Below are 16,762 nucleotides of genomic sequence, written 5' to 3'. Positions count from 1 at the left end.
TCAGGTGAATTTCAGGGAGGCAAAAGATGTCTGACAAGGTGAACGAAGGGCTCTGGGCCTGGAAGCAAAGCGAAAACAACAACCGGATGATCGAGCTGCAGGCCGGGGCCGATGCGGTCGGAGAGGTCCGGCTCGGCTATTTCGGCGGCTCGGCCTTCCGGATCACCACCCCGGCCGGGCTCACCCTGATGATCGACCCCTGGCGCAACCCGCCCTGGGGGACGTGGAACTGGTATCTGTGCGACTTCCCCGAGGTCGAGGTCGATATCGGCCTCTCGACCCATGCCCATTTCGACCATGACGCGCTGCACCGCCTCCGGGCGAGCACGCTTTTGGACCGCCTCATCGGACGGTTCGAGTTTGCCGATGCGACCATCACCGGCATCGCCGACAAACATGTCTCGGACGCCTCCCATGCCGATGTCGACTGGGCCGGGCTGACGCGCAAGCTCACCCCGCTGGAAACCCTGCCGCCCAACAATTGGCGCTCCTTCGACAACACGATCTATGTGATTGAAACCGGCGGGCTGCGCATCCTGCACTGGGGCGACAACCGCCCCGATCCCGGCCCCGGTGTCTGGGACCAGATCGGCCAGATCGACGTCGCCCTGCTGCCCATCGACGGCTCCAAACACATTCTCGGCTATGATCAGGTCGCGGCCCTGCGCGCCAAGATCGGCGCCAAGATCGTCGTGCCGCATCATTATTTCATCTGGAACGTGACCCACCGCGCCTCGACCCTGACCACGCCCAATGAATGGATGGAAAGCCAGACCAACAGCCAATGGGCCGACAGCGGCGAGGTCGCGCTGCCCCGCGACTGGGTCAAATCCCAAGACGGGCTGGCGCTCTGCTTTGGCGAAAACGTCTGCTTCGAGCCCCCCCAGTTCGGCGCGGCCAAGGACAGCACGGAACTGGCCTGATAACGCGGGCCGCGCGCGCCCCTCGTCCGATCAGGGCAGGGGCGCGCGCGCTTATAAAAGTGGCTGTGCCGAAGAAAATGCCGCTCGGTCCCCCGCTCTGCGCCAGGGCTCTGCGACAAAGGCTTGACTTGGGATTAATTTGCAAACAGGCTGGTCGGTATGTCGAATCTGAGCAAAACCACCAGACGCACCCAGACCGAGCGCAGCGATCGGACGCGCAAGCTGTTGCATGAGGCGACCATCGCGCTCTTGATGGAGGTGGGCTATTCCAACACCACCACCCTTGGCATTGCCAAACGGGCCGGGGTGTCGCGCGGCGCTCAGACCCACCACTATCCGGAAAAGATCGACCTGATCGTCGCGGCGACCGAGGATATGTTTCACGCCTTCGCCGAAGGGCTGGCGGAACAGGCGGCGTTGCTGCGCGCCGGGCGTCTCAGCCTTGATGAGTTTCTCGACCGGGTCTGGCACCGGATGCTCGATGGTGACTGGTTCTATGCCTCGCTCGAAATCATCGTGGCGGCGCGCGGCGATGCCGATCTGCGGCAGCGTCTGCAACCGGCGATCCTGTCGCTGCATGGCCGGTTCGAAGCCATCTGGCGCGAAACTTTCGCGCCCGTCTCTGGATCGGACGCAGGACCGGATGCCGACCCGGCGGTGATCCTCAACATCGTGATGAACATGTTTCGCGGCATGGCGGTTCAGGCCGTGCTGCGACCCGACAAGACCTTTCTGCAAGAGATGCTGAAAGTCATGGCCGACATTCTGCGCACGCGGGTGACGCCAATCGTGGAGTAAGGGTTTTAGATATTAAAAACAGACCGGTATGTTTGTAACCGGCCGCAATAGTCCAACAGACTGGAGATCAAGACAATGAAGACGAGCCTGAAAATACTTGCCGCCGTCCTGATGACGGCGCTGCCGGCCACAGCCCAGGACGTGCCCGGCGTCACCGAGGACAGCATTAAGATCGGCGTCATGGGGCCGTTCTCGGGCAATGCCTCTTCCTACAGCAAGGCGCTGGTGGGCATGATGGCCTATTATGACAAGGTCAACGCCGATGGCGGGGTGCATGGCCGCAAACTGGTGGCGATCCCCGAGGACACCGCCTGCGATCCGAGCAAAGGCCTCGCCGCCGCCAAGAAGCTCATCCATCAAGATGAGGTCTTCATGCTGCATGGCAATTCCTGCTCGGGCGTGGCCGTCGCGGTCCGCCCGGTGGTCGAAGAGGCCGGGCTGCCCTGGCTCGTGGCCCATGCGGTGAGCGATTCCATCTCGGTGCCGCTGGCGCGCAATATCTTCCACGGCGTGCCCACCGGCTCGGCCAACGGCCGCGCCATGGCGCAATTCGTGCTGTCGAAACCCGATACCGCCCGCGTCGCCATCATCGAACATTCCAACGACTGGGCGCATAGCTACTCCAACCCGGCACGCGACTACCTGTCGGAAAACGGCGTGACCCCGGTGGTCGAGCTGACGATGGAACGCGGTCAGACCGATGCCACCGCTCAGGTGCTCAAGCTGCGCGAGCAAAAGCCCGATTTCATCATCGCCGCGATCTATGAGGCGGAAACCGCGATCTTCCTGCGCGATCTCAAGAAATACGGGATGGGGGACATTCCGGTGATGGGCACCGCCGGCACCGATCTCGAAAACACGCTCAAGCGGGTCGGCGATTTCGACACGGTCAAGAACTACTATGTGATCCACTCCTATGTCGATAATCTCGACGGGCCCAAGCTCGAGCCGGTGCGCCAGATCCTTGCCGAATACGCCCCCGACGAAGAGCTCTCGACCTTCAGCTTCGTCTCCATCGGCTCGGCCAAGGCGCTCGTCGCCGCGCTCGAGGCCGCCGGTCCCGACCTGACCCGGGACAAGCTCATCGCCGCGATGGAAGGGATCGAAAACTTCGAAACCGGCGTGCTGTCCGAGCCGATCACCTGGAGCGCGACAGATCACCAGGGCGTAAAAGGCTCTGCCGTGGCCGGCTTTGTCGATGGCAAGCCCGCCGTGCTGCGCGCCTGGAACACACCTTACTAATCCACAAGACCCAAGGCCGAAGGCACCGCGCCTTCGGCCCCCATTTCCGGGGAGTTTCGGACATGTTGATGCAACTCACGATCAGTGGGATCTCGCAGGGTGCGATCTATGCGCTCATCGCGCTGTCGCTCACGGTGGTCTACCGGTCGACCACGATCGTCAATTTCGGCCATGGGGATTTCGTCATGGCAGGCGCCTTCCTCAGCTATGTGCTGGTGGTGCTGCTCGGCGTCGCCTTCGTGCCGGCGGCGATGCTGGCGGTGGTGGCGATGTTCCTGCTGGGGCTCGCCTTTAGCCGGGGGCTGGTCCGGCCGATCCGAGGCGGGCCGCATATCGGCTTTGCGCTGATGTGCATCTCGGCGGGCTATGTGTTTCGCGGCATCGCGCGGATCGTCTGGGGGCGCGAAGTGCTGCCGATGCCGCGGGTCTTCGACATCAACCCGATCTTCATCGGCGATCTGATCATCACAGGCGACGCGATCTTTATCCTCTCGACCACCGCGATCATGCTCGCCGTCTTCTTTGGCGTGCTGGCGCTCACCGATATCGGCAAGATGGTGCAGGCGGTCTATCAATCGGCCCGCGGGGCACAGCTCATCGGCATCAATGTCGACCGGTTCAACGATTTCACCTGGGGCATCGGCGCCGCATTGGGCGCCATCGGCGGTATCCTCATCGCGCCGATCTCGCTTCTCCACCCGGACCTCGGCGCGAGTTTCCTGATCAAGGGCTTTGCCGCGATGACGCTCGGCGGCTTTGGCTCGCTCTATGGCGCGGTGCTCGGGGCGCTCATCCTCGGGCTGAGCGAACAATATGCCGGGGCCTATATCGACTCGGCCCTGATCGACATCACGGCCTATCTGGTCATCGTCCTCGTCCTGTTCCTGCGGCCCCATGGGCTGTTCGGGCGCAAGGCCATCGTGAAGGTGTGATGCGATGATGCCGACACAGACACAATTGCTCCTGCGCACGCTTCTCTTCTGGGCGGTCCCGCTGCTGCTGCTGGCGCTGCCGCTTGTCACCAATGCCTATGTGCAATTCATCGCCAACAGCATCGTGATCTTCGCGCTGGTGGCCCTGGGCTTCAACTTCGTCATCGGCAATCTCGGCCAGCTGGCCTTTGCCAATACCGCGCTCTTCGGGCTCGGCGCCTATGGCTCGGCGATCCTCGTCAACAGCTTCGGCCTGCCGTGGATCGTCTCGATCCCGCTTGCCGGCGTGGCCGGGGCGGCGGGCGGGTTCCTCGCCTCGGCGGCGGCGTTGCGCGGCATCCGGCTCTATTATCTGGCGATCATCACCCTGGCCTTTGGCGAGCTGATGCGCTGGCTCTATGTGCATGGCAAGTCCGTCACCGGCGGCACCGATGGCATGGGGCTCCCGGCGCAATCGCTCTTCGGCTTTTCGCTCACCGACGACCGGGCCAAGTTCTACATCTTCCTTGTGGTCGCCGTTTTGCTCTTCAAGGCGACGCTCAACATCCTGCGCTCGCGGGTCGGGCGCTCGGTCATGGCAGTGCGCGAAAACGAGGTGGCCACCGCCTCGCTCGGCATCCCGACGGCGCGGATCATCGTCTTTGCCTTCATGTGGTCGGGTTTCGTGGTGGGCTGCGCGGGCGCGCTCTTTGCGCTGCACACGAGCTATGTCTTCCCCGAAAGCTTCGGCATGCTCCACCTGATCGTGAGCTTTGCCATGGTGCTCGTCGGCGGGCTCGGCTCGGTGATCGGCGCGGTGCTCGGGGCGGCGGCGCTGACCATCCTGCCCGAATATCTGCGCAGCTTCCCGGGCATGGAAGAGCTCTTCTTCGGGCTCATCGTGATCGCCGTTCTGCTGGCGTTGCCCGACGGGCTGGCAAGCCTGCTGCGCAAGCTGTCGCCGATCTTTGTCGAACGCTATTACAGGGAGTGAGACGATGAGCAATCTTCTCGAAGTCGAAGGTCTCGACGTCCGTTTCGCCGGGCTGCACGCGCTGCGCGATGTCTCGCTGACGCTGGCCCCCGGTCAGATCATGGCGGTCATCGGCCCCAACGGGGCGGGCAAGACGACGCTCTTCAACGCCATCTCCGGCTATGTCCGGCCAAGCTCGGGCCAGGTCCGGCTGCGCGGCCATGACGTGGCGCGGCTCTCGCCCCATGCGATTGCCGAACATGGCATCCGGCGCACCTTTCAAAACGGCGGGCTGTTCCCGGCGCTCACCGTGCTGGAAAACGTGCTCACCGGGCTTCATGCCCAGACCGAGGGCTCGCTCGTCGATGTGATCCTCGGCCGCAGCCGGGCGCTCGCCTCGGAACGGGCGATGATCGCCAAGGCGCGCGATCTGCTGAGCCTCATGCAGATGGAGCATATGGCCGATACCCGCGCCGGCGACCTCTCGGGCGGCCAGCAACGGATCGTCGAGATCGTCCGCACCGTGGCCTCCGACCCGCCGGTGCTGCTGCTCGACGAGCCCGCCGTCGGCCTGTCGCCGCTGGCCCGCGATCAGATGATGGACATCATCAACCGCATGGCCGGGGAAAAGGGCGTCGGCATCCTGCTGATCGAACATGCGGTGGAACTGGTGATGGCCGGGGCCGACCGCATCATGGTGATGGCGGCGGGCCAGCACATCGCCGAAGGCACCCCCGCCGAAATCCGCGAAGACCGCGCCGTGCTGGAGGCTTATCTTGGACATGCCTGAGACATTGATGACAATCCGCGACCTGCACGTCGCCTATGGCAAGAAGCCTATCCTGCGCGGCGCGAGCTATGACATCCACAAGGGCGAATGCCTGACCCTGCTCGGCGCCAATGGCTCGGGCAAATCGACCTCGCTCAACGCTATCTGCGGCTTTGTCCGCCCCGGCGCGGGCTCGGTCCGGCTCGGCGACACAGAACTGGCCGGGCTCGCCCCGCATCAGATCTTTGCCCATGGCGTGGCCCAGGTGAGCCAGGCGCGCGACCTCTTCCCCGATCTCTCGGTCGAGGACAATCTGCGCTTGGGCGCGATGCGGCGCGGTTCCAAGACCTCGACCACGACGCTGGCCGGGATCTACGACCGGTTCCCCCGCCTCGCCGAACGCCGCAAACAGCCCACTCGCACCCTGTCGGGCGGCGAACAGCAGATGGTCGCCATCGGCCGGGCGTTGATGTCACAGCCGCGCCTCCTGCTGCTGGACGAGCCCTCAGGCGGGCTCTCGCCCGAGTTCTGCGAAGAAATCGCCCAGCTCATGGACGGGCTCAAGGCCGAGGGCGTGACCATGCTCATGGTCGAACAGAACCTCAAACTCGCTTTCCGCGCGGCGGACCGGTTCATCGTGCTGCGCGACGGGGCCGTGGTCGACGGCGGCGACGTCAAGGCGATGGAACATGACCACGACGCGATCATCAAAAATATTTACCTCTGAGACTGGATAGAGAATGACCAAGAATACTCTCCATGACGATCTGATCGTCTTTGACGGGCTGATCATTTCAAACTGGGGCGGCGACGTCTTTGACGCGATGCGCAAGGGCGGGCTGACTGCCGCGAATTGCACCTGCTCGGTCTGGGAAAACTTCCGCGACACGATGCTCAACATCGGCGCCTGGAACCGGATGCTGGCCGCGCATAGCGACCAGATCACCAAGGCCGTGACCGTCGCCGACATCCGGCGCGCCAAGGCCGAGAACAAGACCGCCATCGTGCTCGGCTTTCAGAACACCTCGGCCTTCGAGGATCGGGCCGAGTTTGTCGAACTCTTCAAGCAGCAGGGCGTCGGCATCGTGCAGATGACCTACAACACCCAGAACCTCGTCGGCAGCGGCTGTTACGAGAGCACCGACAGCGGGCTGTCGGATTTCGGCCATGACATCGTGGCGGAAATGAACCGGGTGGGGATGCTCTGCGACCTGTCGCATGTCGGCCCGAAAACCTCCGAAGACGTGATCCGCGCCTCGAAACGCCCCGTCGCCTATAGCCATTGCCTGCCGCATGGGCTCAAGGCGCATCCGCGCAACAAGACCGACGACCAGCTCCGCTTCATCGCCGATCACGACGGCTTTGTCGGGGTCACCATGTTCCCGCCCTTCCTGCCGCGCGGCAATGATTCGACCGTGGATGATTACGTCACCGCGATCGACTATGTGGTCAATCTCGTGGGCGAGGACCGGGTCGGGTTCGGCACCGATTTCACCATGGGCTATGACAAGCCCTTCTTCGAATATCTCAACCACGACAAGGGCACCGGCCGCCAGCTCACCGAGATCTGGGATGTCGAATTCCCCGACGGGCTCGAAAGCATCGCCGATTTCCCCAACCTCACCGCCGCCATGGACCGCGCCGGCTGGTCCGAGGGCAAGATCCGCAAGATCATGGGCGAGAACTGGCTCTCGCTGCTCGACCGGGTCTGGTGAGCCGCGCCTGATCTCCGGGGTGGCGGTCCGCCCGCCGCCCCATCCGGCGCGCCGCCTGACGCCGCCGCGCCACAGCTCTCATGTCATGATTTGAATGGTGCGGGTGGAGGGACTTGAACCCCCACGCCTTGCGGCGCCAGAACCTAAATCTGGTGCGTCTACCAATTTCGCCACACCCGCGTCCGACCCGCTCTTTAGCAAGCTGTCACGCGGGATGCGAGAGAAAATGCAACAGCCCCGACAGCCGCGCGCGGGGCGATGCGAAAAAGTGGCGACATTTACGGTTTCTTCAGCTAGGCTGACCATAATAACGAGCAGAAAACAAAAAGAGATACGCCATGGAACCGAAAACGGTCGGGCGCAAGCGGGGTCAGGCCCCCGTGGATGCATCCCTTGCTATGGGCGGGTTGCCGGTTGGCGCGCGCATTCTGACATTGTCGGGCGAAATGCCTGTCGAACATCTCATGCCGGGCGACCGGATCGTCACCCGCGACGCGGGCATGGCGGTGCTGCGCAATATCCGGCGGCGGCGTCTCGTCACCCGCGCGGTCAAGATCCTCGCAGGGTCGCTGGGCGACACGCGGCCCGATTGCGATGTCATCCTGCCTGAGGATCAGCATGTCCATGTCCGCGACTGGCGCGCCCGCGCCATGTTCAACCTGCCGGCCGCCCTCGTTCCGGCGGCGGCTCTGGTCGATGGCGAGTTTATCACCGCGCTGGGCGAGATCGAGATGGATGTCATCACGCTGATCTTTGACAGCCCGCATGTGCTCTATGTCGACGGGCTCGAACTGGCCGGGCATGACATGGCCCAGCCGCTGCACAGCGCGGCCTAACCCGCCAATCCCGCCAGAACCTGTGGCAAGGCCTCGGGCAGATCCTCCGCGATCAGCCCCGGGCCAAAGCCGCGCGCCGCCTCCGCATGCAGCCAGGTCGCCATCGTCGCCGCGTTCAGCGGCGCGTGACCCTGCGCCGCCGCGTGCAGCGGCGCGTGACCCCGCGTCGCCGCGTCCAGCGGCGCGTGACCCCGCGCCATGAGCCCCGCGATCATCCCGGCCAGCACATCGCCCGATCCCGCCGTGGCGAGCCAGGGCGCCGCCCGCTCGTAACAGGCCGCATGCAGGAAGGCCCGCCCATCCGGCGCGGCAATCACCGTATCCGGCCCCTTATAGAGCACCACCGCCCCCGCCCGCACGGCCGCCTGCCGGGTCGCCTCCACCTTGGACATCTCGCCCCCCGAACCCGAGGCCTCCGCCAGATCGGGAAAGAGCCGTGCGAACTCGCCACCATGCGGTGTCAGCACACAGCCCGAATGCAGCGGCGCGCGCAGCCCCACCTCTGCCAGCGCCGTCAGCGCATCGGCGTCGAGCACGCATCCCCGCCCATCCGCCAGCGCCACGGGCAGCAGCTCCGCCGCCCGCGCCACGCCCAGCCCCGGCCCAAGACACAGCGCGCCGAGCCGCCGATCCGTCAGCGCCGCCGCCAGATCCTCCGCCCCCTCGATCCGCTGCATCATCAGCGCGGTGATCTGTGCCGCCACCTCCATCTGCGCCGATCCGGGCACGCCGAGGCTCACCAAACCGGCCCCGATCCGCAGCGCCGCCCGCGCCGCAAGCCGCGCCGCGCCGCTGCGCCCGTACCCGCCGCAGAGCACCAGCGCATGCCCATTGTCGAACTTGTGTCCCACCTTCGCCAGATCCGCCGCCGCGGGCCGCTCGACACGCCGCAGCACCGCTTCGGGGCAGGGGGCCTGGATGCCGATATCCACGATCTCAAGCGCCCCGCAATGATCAGGCCCCGCCCCGAGATAATGCCCCGGCTTCGGCCGGTGAAAGCTCACGGTGAGCGCCGCCCGCGCTGCCACCCCGATGGGCTGACCGCGCTCGGCACAGAGCCCCGAGGGCAGATCGATGGCCAGCACCCGCGCCGCGAGGCCCGCCGCGCTCATCTCGGCCCAGCGCCGCGCTGCGCCCTCAAGAGGCCGCGAGAGCCCGATGCCGAATAATGCATCAATGATGACATCCGCCCCGGCACAGCCCGCCAGTACCGCGTCCAAGGCCGCGACCCGCCCCATGCTCCGCCACAGATCGTGATTGGCGCGGGCGTCGGGCGGCAATCCTTCCGCCGTCCCCAGCATCCCCACCGCCACCTGCCAGCCACGGTTGCGCAAGAGCCGCGCCACCACGAAGCCATCGCCGCCATTGTTGCCGGGACCGCAGAGAACCACGGCCTTGCCGGGCTGGTTGCCAAGCGCCGGCCAATGCGCCAAAAGCGCCGCCACCACGCCCCGCCCGGCGCGTTCCATCAGCGCCCGACCGGTCGCGCGGCCCGACTCGATTTCGCGGGCCTCAAGGGCGCGCATCTGGGCGGATGTCAGAATTTCGGTCAAGATTTCATCATTCCGGGATTCACTTCTGCCCAAATTTCGGGCGGACTGCCTAAATAATGTGCAATTGCTTTTGCCATGCCCCGCCCCATCTCTTTCGGCGAGCCTAGCCGATTGTACGCCTGCGCGGGAAGTGGTCGAACGGGCACAGAGTTTTTTTGCCCGTAACCGCCATGCCCGGGAGGCCGCCATGAAAAAGATCGAAGCGATCATCAAGCCCTTCAAGCTCGACGAGGTCAAAGAGGCCTTGCAGGACGTGGGCGTGCAGGGGCTTTCGGTGATCGAGGTCAAGGGCTTTGGCCGTCAAAAAGGCCATACCGAGCTCTACCGCGGGGCCGAATATGTGGTGGATTTCCTGCCCAAGGTCAAAATCGACGTCGTGCTCGACGACGATCAGGTCGATGCCGCCATCGAGGCCATCGTCGACGCCGCCAAGACCGACAAGATCGGCGACGGCAAGATCTTCGTCAGCCCCGTCGAGCAAGCCATCCGCATCCGTACCGGCGAAACCGGTTCGGACGCGCTGTAATCCCAGTTCCTAAAGACACTAGCCAGAGGATATTTTGTTATGAGCGCAACTGACCTGCTCAAGATGATCAAGGACGAGGACATCGAATATGTCGACGTTCGTTTCACCGACCCGCGCGGCAAGCTTCAGCACGTGACGCTGATGTCCGACCAGGTGGACGAAGACTTCCTCGAGGAAGGCTTTATGTTCGACGGCTCGTCGATCGCTGGCTGGAAAAGCATCGAAGCCTCCGACATGAAGCTGATGATCGACACCGACAGCGCCTATGTCGATCCCTTCTATGCCGAGAAAACCCTCTGCGTGCATTGCTCGGTGGTCGAGCCCGACACCGGCGAAGCCTATGAGCGCGACCCGCGCGGCACCGCCGAAAAGGCCGAAGCCTATCTCAAGGCCTCGGGCATCGGCGACGTGGCCTACATGGGCCCCGAGGCGGAGTTTTTCCTCTTCGACGACGTGCGCTTCTCGAACACGATCAACAAGGTCTCCTATGAGGTCGACGCCCAGGACGCTTCCTGGAACTCGGACACCGAATACGAGATGGGCAACATGGGCCATCGTCCCGGCGTCAAGGGCGGCTACTTCCCGGTGAACCCGATCGACGACGCGCAGGACATCCGTTCGGAAATGCTCTCGACGATGAAACGTCTGGGCATGAAGGTCGACAAGCATCACCACGAAGTGGCCTCGTGCCAGCACGAGCTTGGCCTGATCTTCGACAGCCTGACCAAACAGGCCGACGAGCTGCAGAAATACAAATACGTGATCCACAACGTGGCCCACGCCTATGGCAAGACGGCAACCTTCATGCCCAAGCCGATCGCCGGCGACAACGGCACCGGCATGCATGTGAACATGTCGATCTGGAAAGACGGCAAGCCGCTCTTTGCTGGCGACAAATATGCCGACCTGAGCCAAGAGGCGCTGTATTTCATCGGCGGTATCCTCAAGCACGCCAAGTCGCTCAACGCCTTCACCAACCCGGCGACCAACAGCTACAAGCGTCTGATCCCCGGTTTCGAAGCCCCCGTTCTGCGCGCCTATTCGGCCCGCAACCGGTCGGGCTGCGTCCGGATCCCATGGACCGAGAGCCCCAAGGCAAAACGCGTCGAGGCCCGCTTCCCCGATCCGGCGGCGAACCCCTACCTCGCCTTTGCCGCGCTGCTGATGGCCGGCCTCGACGGTATCAAGTCCAAGATCGACCCCGGCGAAGCCATGGACAAGAACCTCTACGACCTGCCGGCCGAAGAGCTCGAAGGCATCCCCACCGTCTGTGGCAGCCTGCGCGAAGCCATGGAAGAGCTGAAGGCCGATCACGACTATCTGCTCGCCGGTGACGTGTTCACCAAAGACCAGATCGACGGCTATATCGCTCTGAAGATGGAAGAGATCGAGCTTTACGAACACACGCCGCACCCGGTCGAGTTCGGCATGTACTACAGCTGCTAATCTCTCGTTCTTCTTACGAGAATTCGGCGGGGCGTCCTTCGGGGCGCCCCGTTTTCCTTTGGTGCGGGGATGATCAGATCGGGGCGCAGGGCGCTGGACATGTGGATTTTTGAGGCGGAAATTGGGCAAAAACGCCGGGGCTTTCGGCGCATTGTTTCTCAGTTGGCTATAATAATAAGGGCTTAGCGCGGCCCGCCCGCCGTAATCCTTTCGGAAACATTAACAAGAACTGACCATTATTGAATAATATTACCGCCCTTTTCCGACGCTCTTAATGGACCCAACGAAGACTCGGGATTGGATATGATGTTTACGACACTTTTCCAGAACGGTCCGCTGGCGCGGCTCATACAGCGCCGAGAGCAGGACAGGGGCGCGCGCCCCGATCTGCGCCCCGATCCACAGGGCGTGGCACGGTTCGGCGCGATTGACGACACGCTCGACCGGTTGCAGACCGAAGTGCCGGGGCTGCTGCCCGCGCATGGTGCCGCCGCGCTCGATCTGGCGCAGGCCCCGTTTGACGAGGTCGCCTCGGAAATGAAGAGCCAAGGCTTTGCCTGGCTGCTCTGCGCCGTGCTGGTGATGCTGGCCCTGCCCATCGGGCTGTTGGTGCTGCTCTCCTACCTGCTGCGCGGCGCGGATTTCCGACTGGCCGCCCATGCGGTCGCGCTCACCGGGCTGTTCATCGCGCTCGACACCAGCCCTGCAACCTCTGACACGCTGCATCAGGCCCTTGGCCTGCTGCAGTAACCCCCCTTTCAACAGGACATTTTGACATGACCTATACCGGACCCGGCCTTGTGGTGGCATTGCGTTTCGACGCGCGGCCCGACCTGGAATTTGCCGATATCGTGGAAGAGTTCGACATCGCCTTCCGCTTTGGCACCGATCACCGCGCGCTGATCTGGCAGGGCGACGACACCGCCTTTCTCGACCGCGAGAACCTGCGCCTCGCGCTGCGCTGGGTGACGCCGCTCCTGGCCAAGGACCCGTGGCATCTGGTGCTCGGCCTCGGCTCTGCGCCGGGCCATGAGAACCCGTTCGGCAGCTACGAGGTCTGCGAGGCCTTCTTGCAGCATATCCTCGAACATCTGACCAATTACCTGCCCCCCGATCAGCTCTTGCAGACCCCCATCGACAGCGCGCTCGACGCGACCCTGCTGACCGAGATGGCCGAAAACCTGCGCCTCGGCGAAGACGCGCTGCGCACTCGCGCCCGCCCGAAATCCTCCGAAGAGGCCGAAGCGGCAGAACAGGCCGAGCCCGCGCCCAAATCCCGGCCTGCCCCGGAAAAAGAACCGCACTCGCCCGAGATGCACGCCCTGCGCGAGGCCCTCAACGAGGCGGTACAAGACGCCGACCGTCTCGCCGATCAGCCGGGGGTCAGCCTGCCCATGCATATGACGATCTATGTGCTCGGCGCGACCATGCTCCTGCATGTGCCGCCGGTGGGCGGCGCGCTGCTCACCTATTCGCTCCTGCGCGACACGGTGGGCGACCGCTCCAAACCCAAGGCCGCCTGACGCCAAAGCGCTGATCCCAGAGCGCCGCGTCAAACCGGCAATCATGTCGCCTATAGGCCAGCATCACCGCCCCTTTTCCCCAAACTATCGGGGAAAAGGGAGGCCAGGCCATGAACCAGCATTACAGCGAGACCCGCAAGATCGACCCGAGCCGTGGCGCCACGCTCGGCGACAACACCCCCAATGACAACAACCGGATCGAGATCGGCCCGACCCAGCTGGCCTTTGGCGAATGGGCGACGGCCGGCCTCGCGCTGCCCGATCTGCAGCGGATGCGCGAATTTCGCTGGAACCGCCTGACCCAGGCCGTGGTCGACCGCGACTATGGCGGCGTGTTGATGTTCGACCCGCTCAACATCCGCTACGCCACCGACAGCACCAACATGCAGCTCTGGAACGCCCATAACCCGTTCCGCGCCCTGCTGGTCTGTGCCGATGGCTATATGGTGATCTGGGATTACAAGAACTCGCCCTTCCTGAGCACGTTCAACCCGCTGGTGCGCGAACAGCGGTTCGGCGCGGACCTGTTCTATTTCGACCGTGGCGACAAGGTCGACGTCGCCGCCGATGCCTTTTCCAACGAGGTGCGCACGCTCATCGCCGAACATGGCGGCGGCAATATGCGGCTCGCGGTGGACAAGATCATGCTGCACGGGCTGCGCGCGCTCGAGGCGCAGGGGTTCGAGATCATGGAGGGCGAAGAGCTCACCGAAAAGACCCGCGCCATCAAGGGGCCGGATGAAATCCTCGCCATGCGCTGCGCCGTCCATGCCTGCGAAACCTCGGTCGCCGCGATGGAACATTTCGCCCGCGAGGCGGTCCCGCAGGGCAACACCTCCGAGGATGACGTCTGGGCGGTGCTCCATGCCGAAAACATCAAGCGCGGCGGCGAGTGGATCGAAACCCGGCTCCTCGCCTCCGGCCCGCGCACCAACCCGTGGTTTCAGGAATGCGGCCCCCGCATCATCCAGAACAACGAGATCATCTCTTTCGACACCGATCTCATCGGCAGCTACGGCATCTGCGTCGACATCTCGCGCAGCTGGTGGGTCGGCGACGCCGCCCCGCCCGCCGATATGGTCTATGCGATGCAGCACGCGCATGAGCATATCATGACCAATATGGAGATGCTCAAACCCGGCGTGACCATCCCCGAGCTTTCCGAGCGCTCGCATCGGCTCGACGAGCAGTTTCAGGCGCAGAAATACGGCTGCCTGATGCATGGGGTCGGGCTCTGCGATGAATGGCCGCTCGTGGCCTATCCCGATCAGGCGGTGCCCGGGTCTTACGACTACCCGCTCGAACCGGGCATGGTGCTCTGTGTCGAGGCGGCGGTCGGCGCGGTCGGTGGCAATTTCACCATCAAGCTCGAGGATCAGGTGCTGATCACCGAGACAGGCTATGAGAACCTGACCTCCTACCCGTTCGACCCGGCGCTCATGGGCCGCTGACCGGGCGGCCTAATCAGGGGCAAAACGGGCAGGGCGGGGCATGACCCCCGCCCTGTGTCGTTCTTGCGCCGCCTATGTGCGGCGCTTGGCGCGGGCGGCTCAATAGGGGCCGCTGGCGCGCACATTGCCATGCCAGTTTTCCGGCGACGGGGTGGCGGCGCGGGCCGGGTCTTGCTCGGGCGCGGTGCCGCCGGTGAGGATCGCCGTGACAAGGCCGAGCGCCAGAACCATGGCGATCAAACGGGCGATGCGCGACTGACGCCGGTCTCTGGCTTCAGACAGGGCGGGGTGCAGAGTGATATTGTGGGCCATCTCAGATCTCCTTTGGGCCAACGTGATGCCGGTAATCTGAGGCTTTGCGCCACATAAGTAAAAAGAATGTTTATTGTGTTGGTGATCATTTCTCGTGATGAATTGCCTCATGACCCCACCGCGCGCCGCTGTAACATCTGCGCCGCCGTGCAACTCGCGCGACTCATAGGCCGACGCGATGCTGTCGTAATACCGACGTGATACCGACAGGGCATTTTCGGCAATTTCCCCCGGTTTTCCCGTTGGTTAACGCGAAAAAGCGTCGCACTGGCCAGAGCCCGTTCACCTATGTCAAACTCCCCGTGATCCCCTGTGCGCAGAGTCTCACCATCGCGTGACGGATGTGACAAGCCACTGGCGCCTCTGACCCCGCTTGCCTAGCTATCAACTACTGAGTTGAAAGGACCTGCCATGAGCTCCGAACGCTTTACTTTCCAAGGCCATACCGGTGCCATGTTGGCGGCGCGTCTCGACATGCCCGAGGGGCCGCATCTCGCCACCGCGCTGTTCGCGCATTGCTTCACCTGTTCCAAGGACATCCCCGCCGTGCGCCGCATCTCGGCCCGTCTCGCGGGCGCGGGCATTGCCGTTTTGCGCTTTGATTTCACCGGCTTGGGCCATTCCGAGGGCGAATTTGAAAACACCACCTTCACCTCAAATGTCGACGACCTGCTGCTCGCCGCGGCCGAGCTTGACCGCCGTGGTATGGCCCCCTCCCTGTTGATCGGTCACTCGCTCGGCGGCGCCGCCGTGCTCGCCGCCGCCCGCCGCATCGACAGCACCCGCGCGGTGGCCACCATCGGCGCGCCCTATGATCCCGGCCATGTCACCCATAATTTCGGCGATGCGCTCGACAAGATCGCCGCCGACGGCTCTGCCGAGGTGCCGCTTGGCGGCCGCAAGATCCGCATCGGTCAGGGCTTTGTCGAGAATGTCAAAGCCGAGGCCATCGGCCCCGAGATTGCCGCGCTGAAACGCGCTTTGCTGATCCTCCACGCCCCGCGCGACGAGACCGTAGGCATTGAAAACGCATCGGAAATCTTCCTGCAGGCCAAGCACCCCAAGAGCTTTGTCACCCTTGATGATGCCGATCATCTGCTGACCCGGCCACAGGATGCCGACTATGCCGCCGAGGTGATTTCCGCCTGGGCCCAACGCTATCTCGACCTGCGCCCGCCCGCGCCGCCGCCCGGCGCGCCCGAAGGCGTCGTGCGCGTCTCAGAGGCCGATTCCGAGGGGTTCTTGCAGGATGTGAACGCCGGTCCCAAACACCATGCGCTGGCGGACGAACCCGAGGCCTATGGCGGCACCGATCGCGGCATGTCGCCCTATGGGTTCCTCTCGGCCGGGCTCGGGGCCTGCACCTCGATGACCATCCGCATGTATGCCCGCCGCAAGGGCTGGCCGCTCGACCATGTGCGGGTCGATGTCTGCCACGACAAGGTCCATGCCCAGGACGCCGAGGCGAGCCATGAGGCCAAGATCGACCGCTTCTTGCGGGTGATCACGCTCGAGGGCGATCTCGACGAGGAACAGCGCGCCCGGCTGATGGACATCGCCGACCGCTGCCCGGTCCATCGCACGCTGGAACGCAGCTCGCATATCGAGACGCGACCGGCTTGACCCGGCTCGCGTCCTGCCCTAATTCAAGTCCCGCAGAGCGGGTATGGTGAAATGGTATCATAAGAGCCTTCCAAGCTTAAGGTGCGGGTTCGATTCCCGCTACCCGCTCCAGCCTTCCAGCCCGCCATCGCCTTTGAGAGTAACGCCTTTGTTGCCCTGTG

At 64.1% G+C, this 16,762-nt stretch carries 17 protein-coding genes and 2 tRNA genes; 16 read left to right on the top strand and 3 right to left on the bottom strand.

Features of this window, described 5'->3' with window-relative positions; translation table 11 throughout:
- Window positions 1–26 precede the first annotated feature (26 nt).
- The 8 genes from ISM_RS05415 (at window position 27) to ISM_RS05380 (ending at window position 7,331) form a co-directional block, all read left to right on the top strand.
- The gene (locus ISM_RS05415; protein ID WP_009813116.1) at window positions 27–923 is read left to right on the top strand and encodes an MBL fold metallo-hydrolase; all 897 of its coding nucleotides are present in this window, start codon (window positions 27–29) and stop codon (window positions 921–923) included.
- A 159-nt stretch (window positions 924–1,082) separates the two neighbouring features.
- The gene (locus ISM_RS05410; RefSeq protein WP_009813115.1) at window positions 1,083–1,721 is read left to right on the top strand and encodes a TetR/AcrR family transcriptional regulator; all 639 of its coding nucleotides are present in this window, start codon (window positions 1,083–1,085) and stop codon (window positions 1,719–1,721) included.
- A gap of 111 nt (window positions 1,722–1,832) precedes the next feature.
- Window positions 1,833–2,963 (top strand): ABC transporter substrate-binding protein, encoded by a 1,131-nt coding sequence (locus ISM_RS05405; protein WP_254655652.1) that lies wholly within the window; start codon window positions 1,833–1,835, stop codon window positions 2,961–2,963.
- 62 nt (window positions 2,964–3,025) lie between these two features.
- Window positions 3,026–3,895: a branched-chain amino acid ABC transporter permease gene (locus tag ISM_RS05400; protein WP_009813113.1), complete on the top strand. Its 870-nt coding sequence runs from the start codon at window positions 3,026–3,028 to the stop codon at window positions 3,893–3,895.
- A 4-nt stretch (window positions 3,896–3,899) separates the two neighbouring features.
- Window positions 3,900–4,868 (top strand): branched-chain amino acid ABC transporter permease, encoded by a 969-nt coding sequence (locus ISM_RS05395; RefSeq protein WP_009813112.1) that lies wholly within the window; start codon window positions 3,900–3,902, stop codon window positions 4,866–4,868.
- A gap of 4 nt (window positions 4,869–4,872) precedes the next feature.
- Window positions 4,873–5,637, top strand: a complete 765-nt coding sequence (locus tag ISM_RS05390) for an ABC transporter ATP-binding protein (protein ID WP_009813111.1) — start codon at window positions 4,873–4,875, stop codon at window positions 5,635–5,637.
- Window positions 5,630–6,343 carry an ABC transporter ATP-binding protein gene (locus ISM_RS05385; RefSeq protein WP_254655651.1) on the top strand — a complete coding sequence of 238 codons (714 nt, stop codon included), beginning with the start codon at window positions 5,630–5,632 and terminating at the stop codon, window positions 6,341–6,343. The genes ISM_RS05390 and ISM_RS05385 overlap by 8 nt, the downstream gene beginning before the upstream one ends.
- A 13-nt stretch (window positions 6,344–6,356) precedes the next feature.
- The gene (locus ISM_RS05380) at window positions 6,357–7,331 is read left to right on the top strand and encodes a dipeptidase (protein ID WP_009813109.1); all 975 of its coding nucleotides are present in this window, start codon (window positions 6,357–6,359) and stop codon (window positions 7,329–7,331) included.
- A 95-nt stretch (window positions 7,332–7,426) separates the two neighbouring features.
- Here the strand turns inward: ISM_RS05380 and ISM_RS05375 are convergent.
- A tRNA-Leu gene (locus ISM_RS05375) sits at window positions 7,427–7,511 on the bottom strand.
- Window positions 7,512–7,669: 158 nt separating this feature from the next.
- On the opposite strand from ISM_RS05375, the gene ISM_RS05370 reads away from it, so the two are divergent.
- Complete coding sequence (locus ISM_RS05370; protein ID WP_040617879.1) at window positions 7,670–8,167, top strand: Hint domain-containing protein; 498 nt, start codon at window positions 7,670–7,672, stop codon at window positions 8,165–8,167.
- On the opposite strand, the gene ISM_RS05365 is transcribed toward ISM_RS05370, so the two are convergent.
- Window positions 8,164–9,720 carry a bifunctional ADP-dependent NAD(P)H-hydrate dehydratase/NAD(P)H-hydrate epimerase gene (locus ISM_RS05365; protein WP_009813107.1) on the bottom strand — a complete coding sequence of 519 codons (1,557 nt, stop codon included), beginning with the start codon at window positions 9,718–9,720 and terminating at the stop codon, window positions 8,164–8,166. The two genes, ISM_RS05370 and ISM_RS05365, sit on opposite strands and share 4 nt — an antisense overlap.
- Before the next feature lie 187 nt (window positions 9,721–9,907).
- Here ISM_RS05365 and ISM_RS05360 point away from each other — a divergent pair, with 187 nt between their 5' ends.
- From ISM_RS05360 to dddP, 5 genes are all read left to right on the top strand, one after another.
- On the top strand, window positions 9,908–10,246 hold the full coding sequence (locus ISM_RS05360) for a P-II family nitrogen regulator (protein ID WP_009813106.1): 339 nt from the start codon (window positions 9,908–9,910) through the stop codon (window positions 10,244–10,246).
- Between the two features lie 39 nt (window positions 10,247–10,285).
- On the top strand, window positions 10,286–11,692 hold the full coding sequence (gene glnA / locus ISM_RS05355) for a type I glutamate--ammonia ligase (protein ID WP_009813105.1): 1,407 nt from the start codon (window positions 10,286–10,288) through the stop codon (window positions 11,690–11,692).
- Between the two features lie 303 nt (window positions 11,693–11,995).
- Entirely contained in the window at window positions 11,996–12,442 is a 447-nt protein-coding gene (locus tag ISM_RS05350) for a hypothetical protein (RefSeq protein WP_009813103.1), read from the top strand.
- Between the two features lie 26 nt (window positions 12,443–12,468).
- Window positions 12,469–13,215 carry a hypothetical protein gene (locus tag ISM_RS05345; protein ID WP_009813102.1) on the top strand — a complete coding sequence of 249 codons (747 nt, stop codon included), beginning with the start codon at window positions 12,469–12,471 and terminating at the stop codon, window positions 13,213–13,215.
- A gap of 110 nt (window positions 13,216–13,325) precedes the next feature.
- Complete coding sequence (gene dddP / locus ISM_RS05340; RefSeq protein ID WP_009813101.1) at window positions 13,326–14,666, top strand: dimethylsulfonioproprionate lyase DddP; 1,341 nt, start codon at window positions 13,326–13,328, stop codon at window positions 14,664–14,666.
- Window positions 14,667–14,765: 99 nt separating this feature from the next.
- On the opposite strand, the gene ISM_RS05335 is transcribed toward dddP, so the two are convergent.
- Window positions 14,766–14,978, bottom strand: coding sequence for a hypothetical protein (locus ISM_RS05335; RefSeq protein WP_009813100.1), 213 nt, complete (start codon window positions 14,976–14,978; stop codon window positions 14,766–14,768).
- A gap of 411 nt (window positions 14,979–15,389) precedes the next feature.
- Between ISM_RS05335 and ISM_RS05330 the strand changes: the two genes are divergently transcribed.
- Both ISM_RS05330 and ISM_RS05325 read left to right on the top strand, forming a co-directional pair.
- Window positions 15,390–16,601, top strand: coding sequence for a bifunctional alpha/beta hydrolase/OsmC family protein (locus ISM_RS05330; protein ID WP_040617878.1), 1,212 nt, complete (start codon window positions 15,390–15,392; stop codon window positions 16,599–16,601).
- A gap of 37 nt (window positions 16,602–16,638) precedes the next feature.
- Window positions 16,639–16,712: transfer RNA gene (locus ISM_RS05325), tRNA-Gly, on the top strand.
- Window positions 16,713–16,762: the final 50 nt, after the last annotated feature.

Source organism: Roseovarius nubinhibens ISM (assembly GCF_000152625.1).
Classification (GTDB): Bacteria; Pseudomonadota; Alphaproteobacteria; order Rhodobacterales; family Rhodobacteraceae; genus Roseovarius; species Roseovarius nubinhibens.
This window is presented reverse-complemented; position numbering and strand designations above follow the sequence as displayed.

Bases quoted from the DNA above. Each gene is read 5' to 3' on its own strand.
- ISM_RS05370 (WP_040617879.1), top strand. From the start codon at position 7,670: ATGGAACCGAAAACGGTCGGGCGCAAGCGGGGTCAGGCCCCCGTGGAT.
- ISM_RS05405 (WP_254655652.1), top strand. From the start codon at position 1,833: ATGACGGCGCTGCCGGCCACAGCCCAGGACGTGCCCGGCGTCACCGAG.
- ISM_RS05350 (WP_009813103.1), top strand. From the start codon at position 11,996: ATGATGTTTACGACACTTTTCCAGAACGGTCCGCTGGCGCGGCTCATA.
- ISM_RS05415 (WP_009813116.1), top strand. From the start codon at position 27: ATGTCTGACAAGGTGAACGAAGGGCTCTGGGCCTGGAAGCAAAGCGAA.
- ISM_RS05335 (WP_009813100.1), bottom strand. From the start codon at position 14,978: ATGGCCCACAATATCACTCTGCACCCCGCCCTGTCTGAAGCCAGAGAC.
- ISM_RS05345 (WP_009813102.1), top strand. From the start codon at position 12,469: ATGACCTATACCGGACCCGGCCTTGTGGTGGCATTGCGTTTCGACGCG.
- ISM_RS05385 (WP_254655651.1), top strand. From the start codon at position 5,630: ATGCCTGAGACATTGATGACAATCCGCGACCTGCACGTCGCCTATGGC.
- dddP (WP_009813101.1), top strand. From the start codon at position 13,326: ATGAACCAGCATTACAGCGAGACCCGCAAGATCGACCCGAGCCGTGGC.
- glnA (WP_009813105.1), top strand. From the start codon at position 10,286: ATGAGCGCAACTGACCTGCTCAAGATGATCAAGGACGAGGACATCGAA.
- ISM_RS05410 (WP_009813115.1), top strand. From the start codon at position 1,083: ATGTCGAATCTGAGCAAAACCACCAGACGCACCCAGACCGAGCGCAGC.
- ISM_RS05400 (WP_009813113.1), top strand. From the start codon at position 3,026: ATGTTGATGCAACTCACGATCAGTGGGATCTCGCAGGGTGCGATCTAT.
- ISM_RS05390 (WP_009813111.1), top strand. From the start codon at position 4,873: ATGAGCAATCTTCTCGAAGTCGAAGGTCTCGACGTCCGTTTCGCCGGG.
- ISM_RS05330 (WP_040617878.1), top strand. From the start codon at position 15,390: ATGAGCTCCGAACGCTTTACTTTCCAAGGCCATACCGGTGCCATGTTG.
- ISM_RS05360 (WP_009813106.1), top strand. From the start codon at position 9,908: ATGAAAAAGATCGAAGCGATCATCAAGCCCTTCAAGCTCGACGAGGTC.
- ISM_RS05380 (WP_009813109.1), top strand. From the start codon at position 6,357: ATGACCAAGAATACTCTCCATGACGATCTGATCGTCTTTGACGGGCTG.
- ISM_RS05395 (WP_009813112.1), top strand. From the start codon at position 3,900: ATGATGCCGACACAGACACAATTGCTCCTGCGCACGCTTCTCTTCTGG.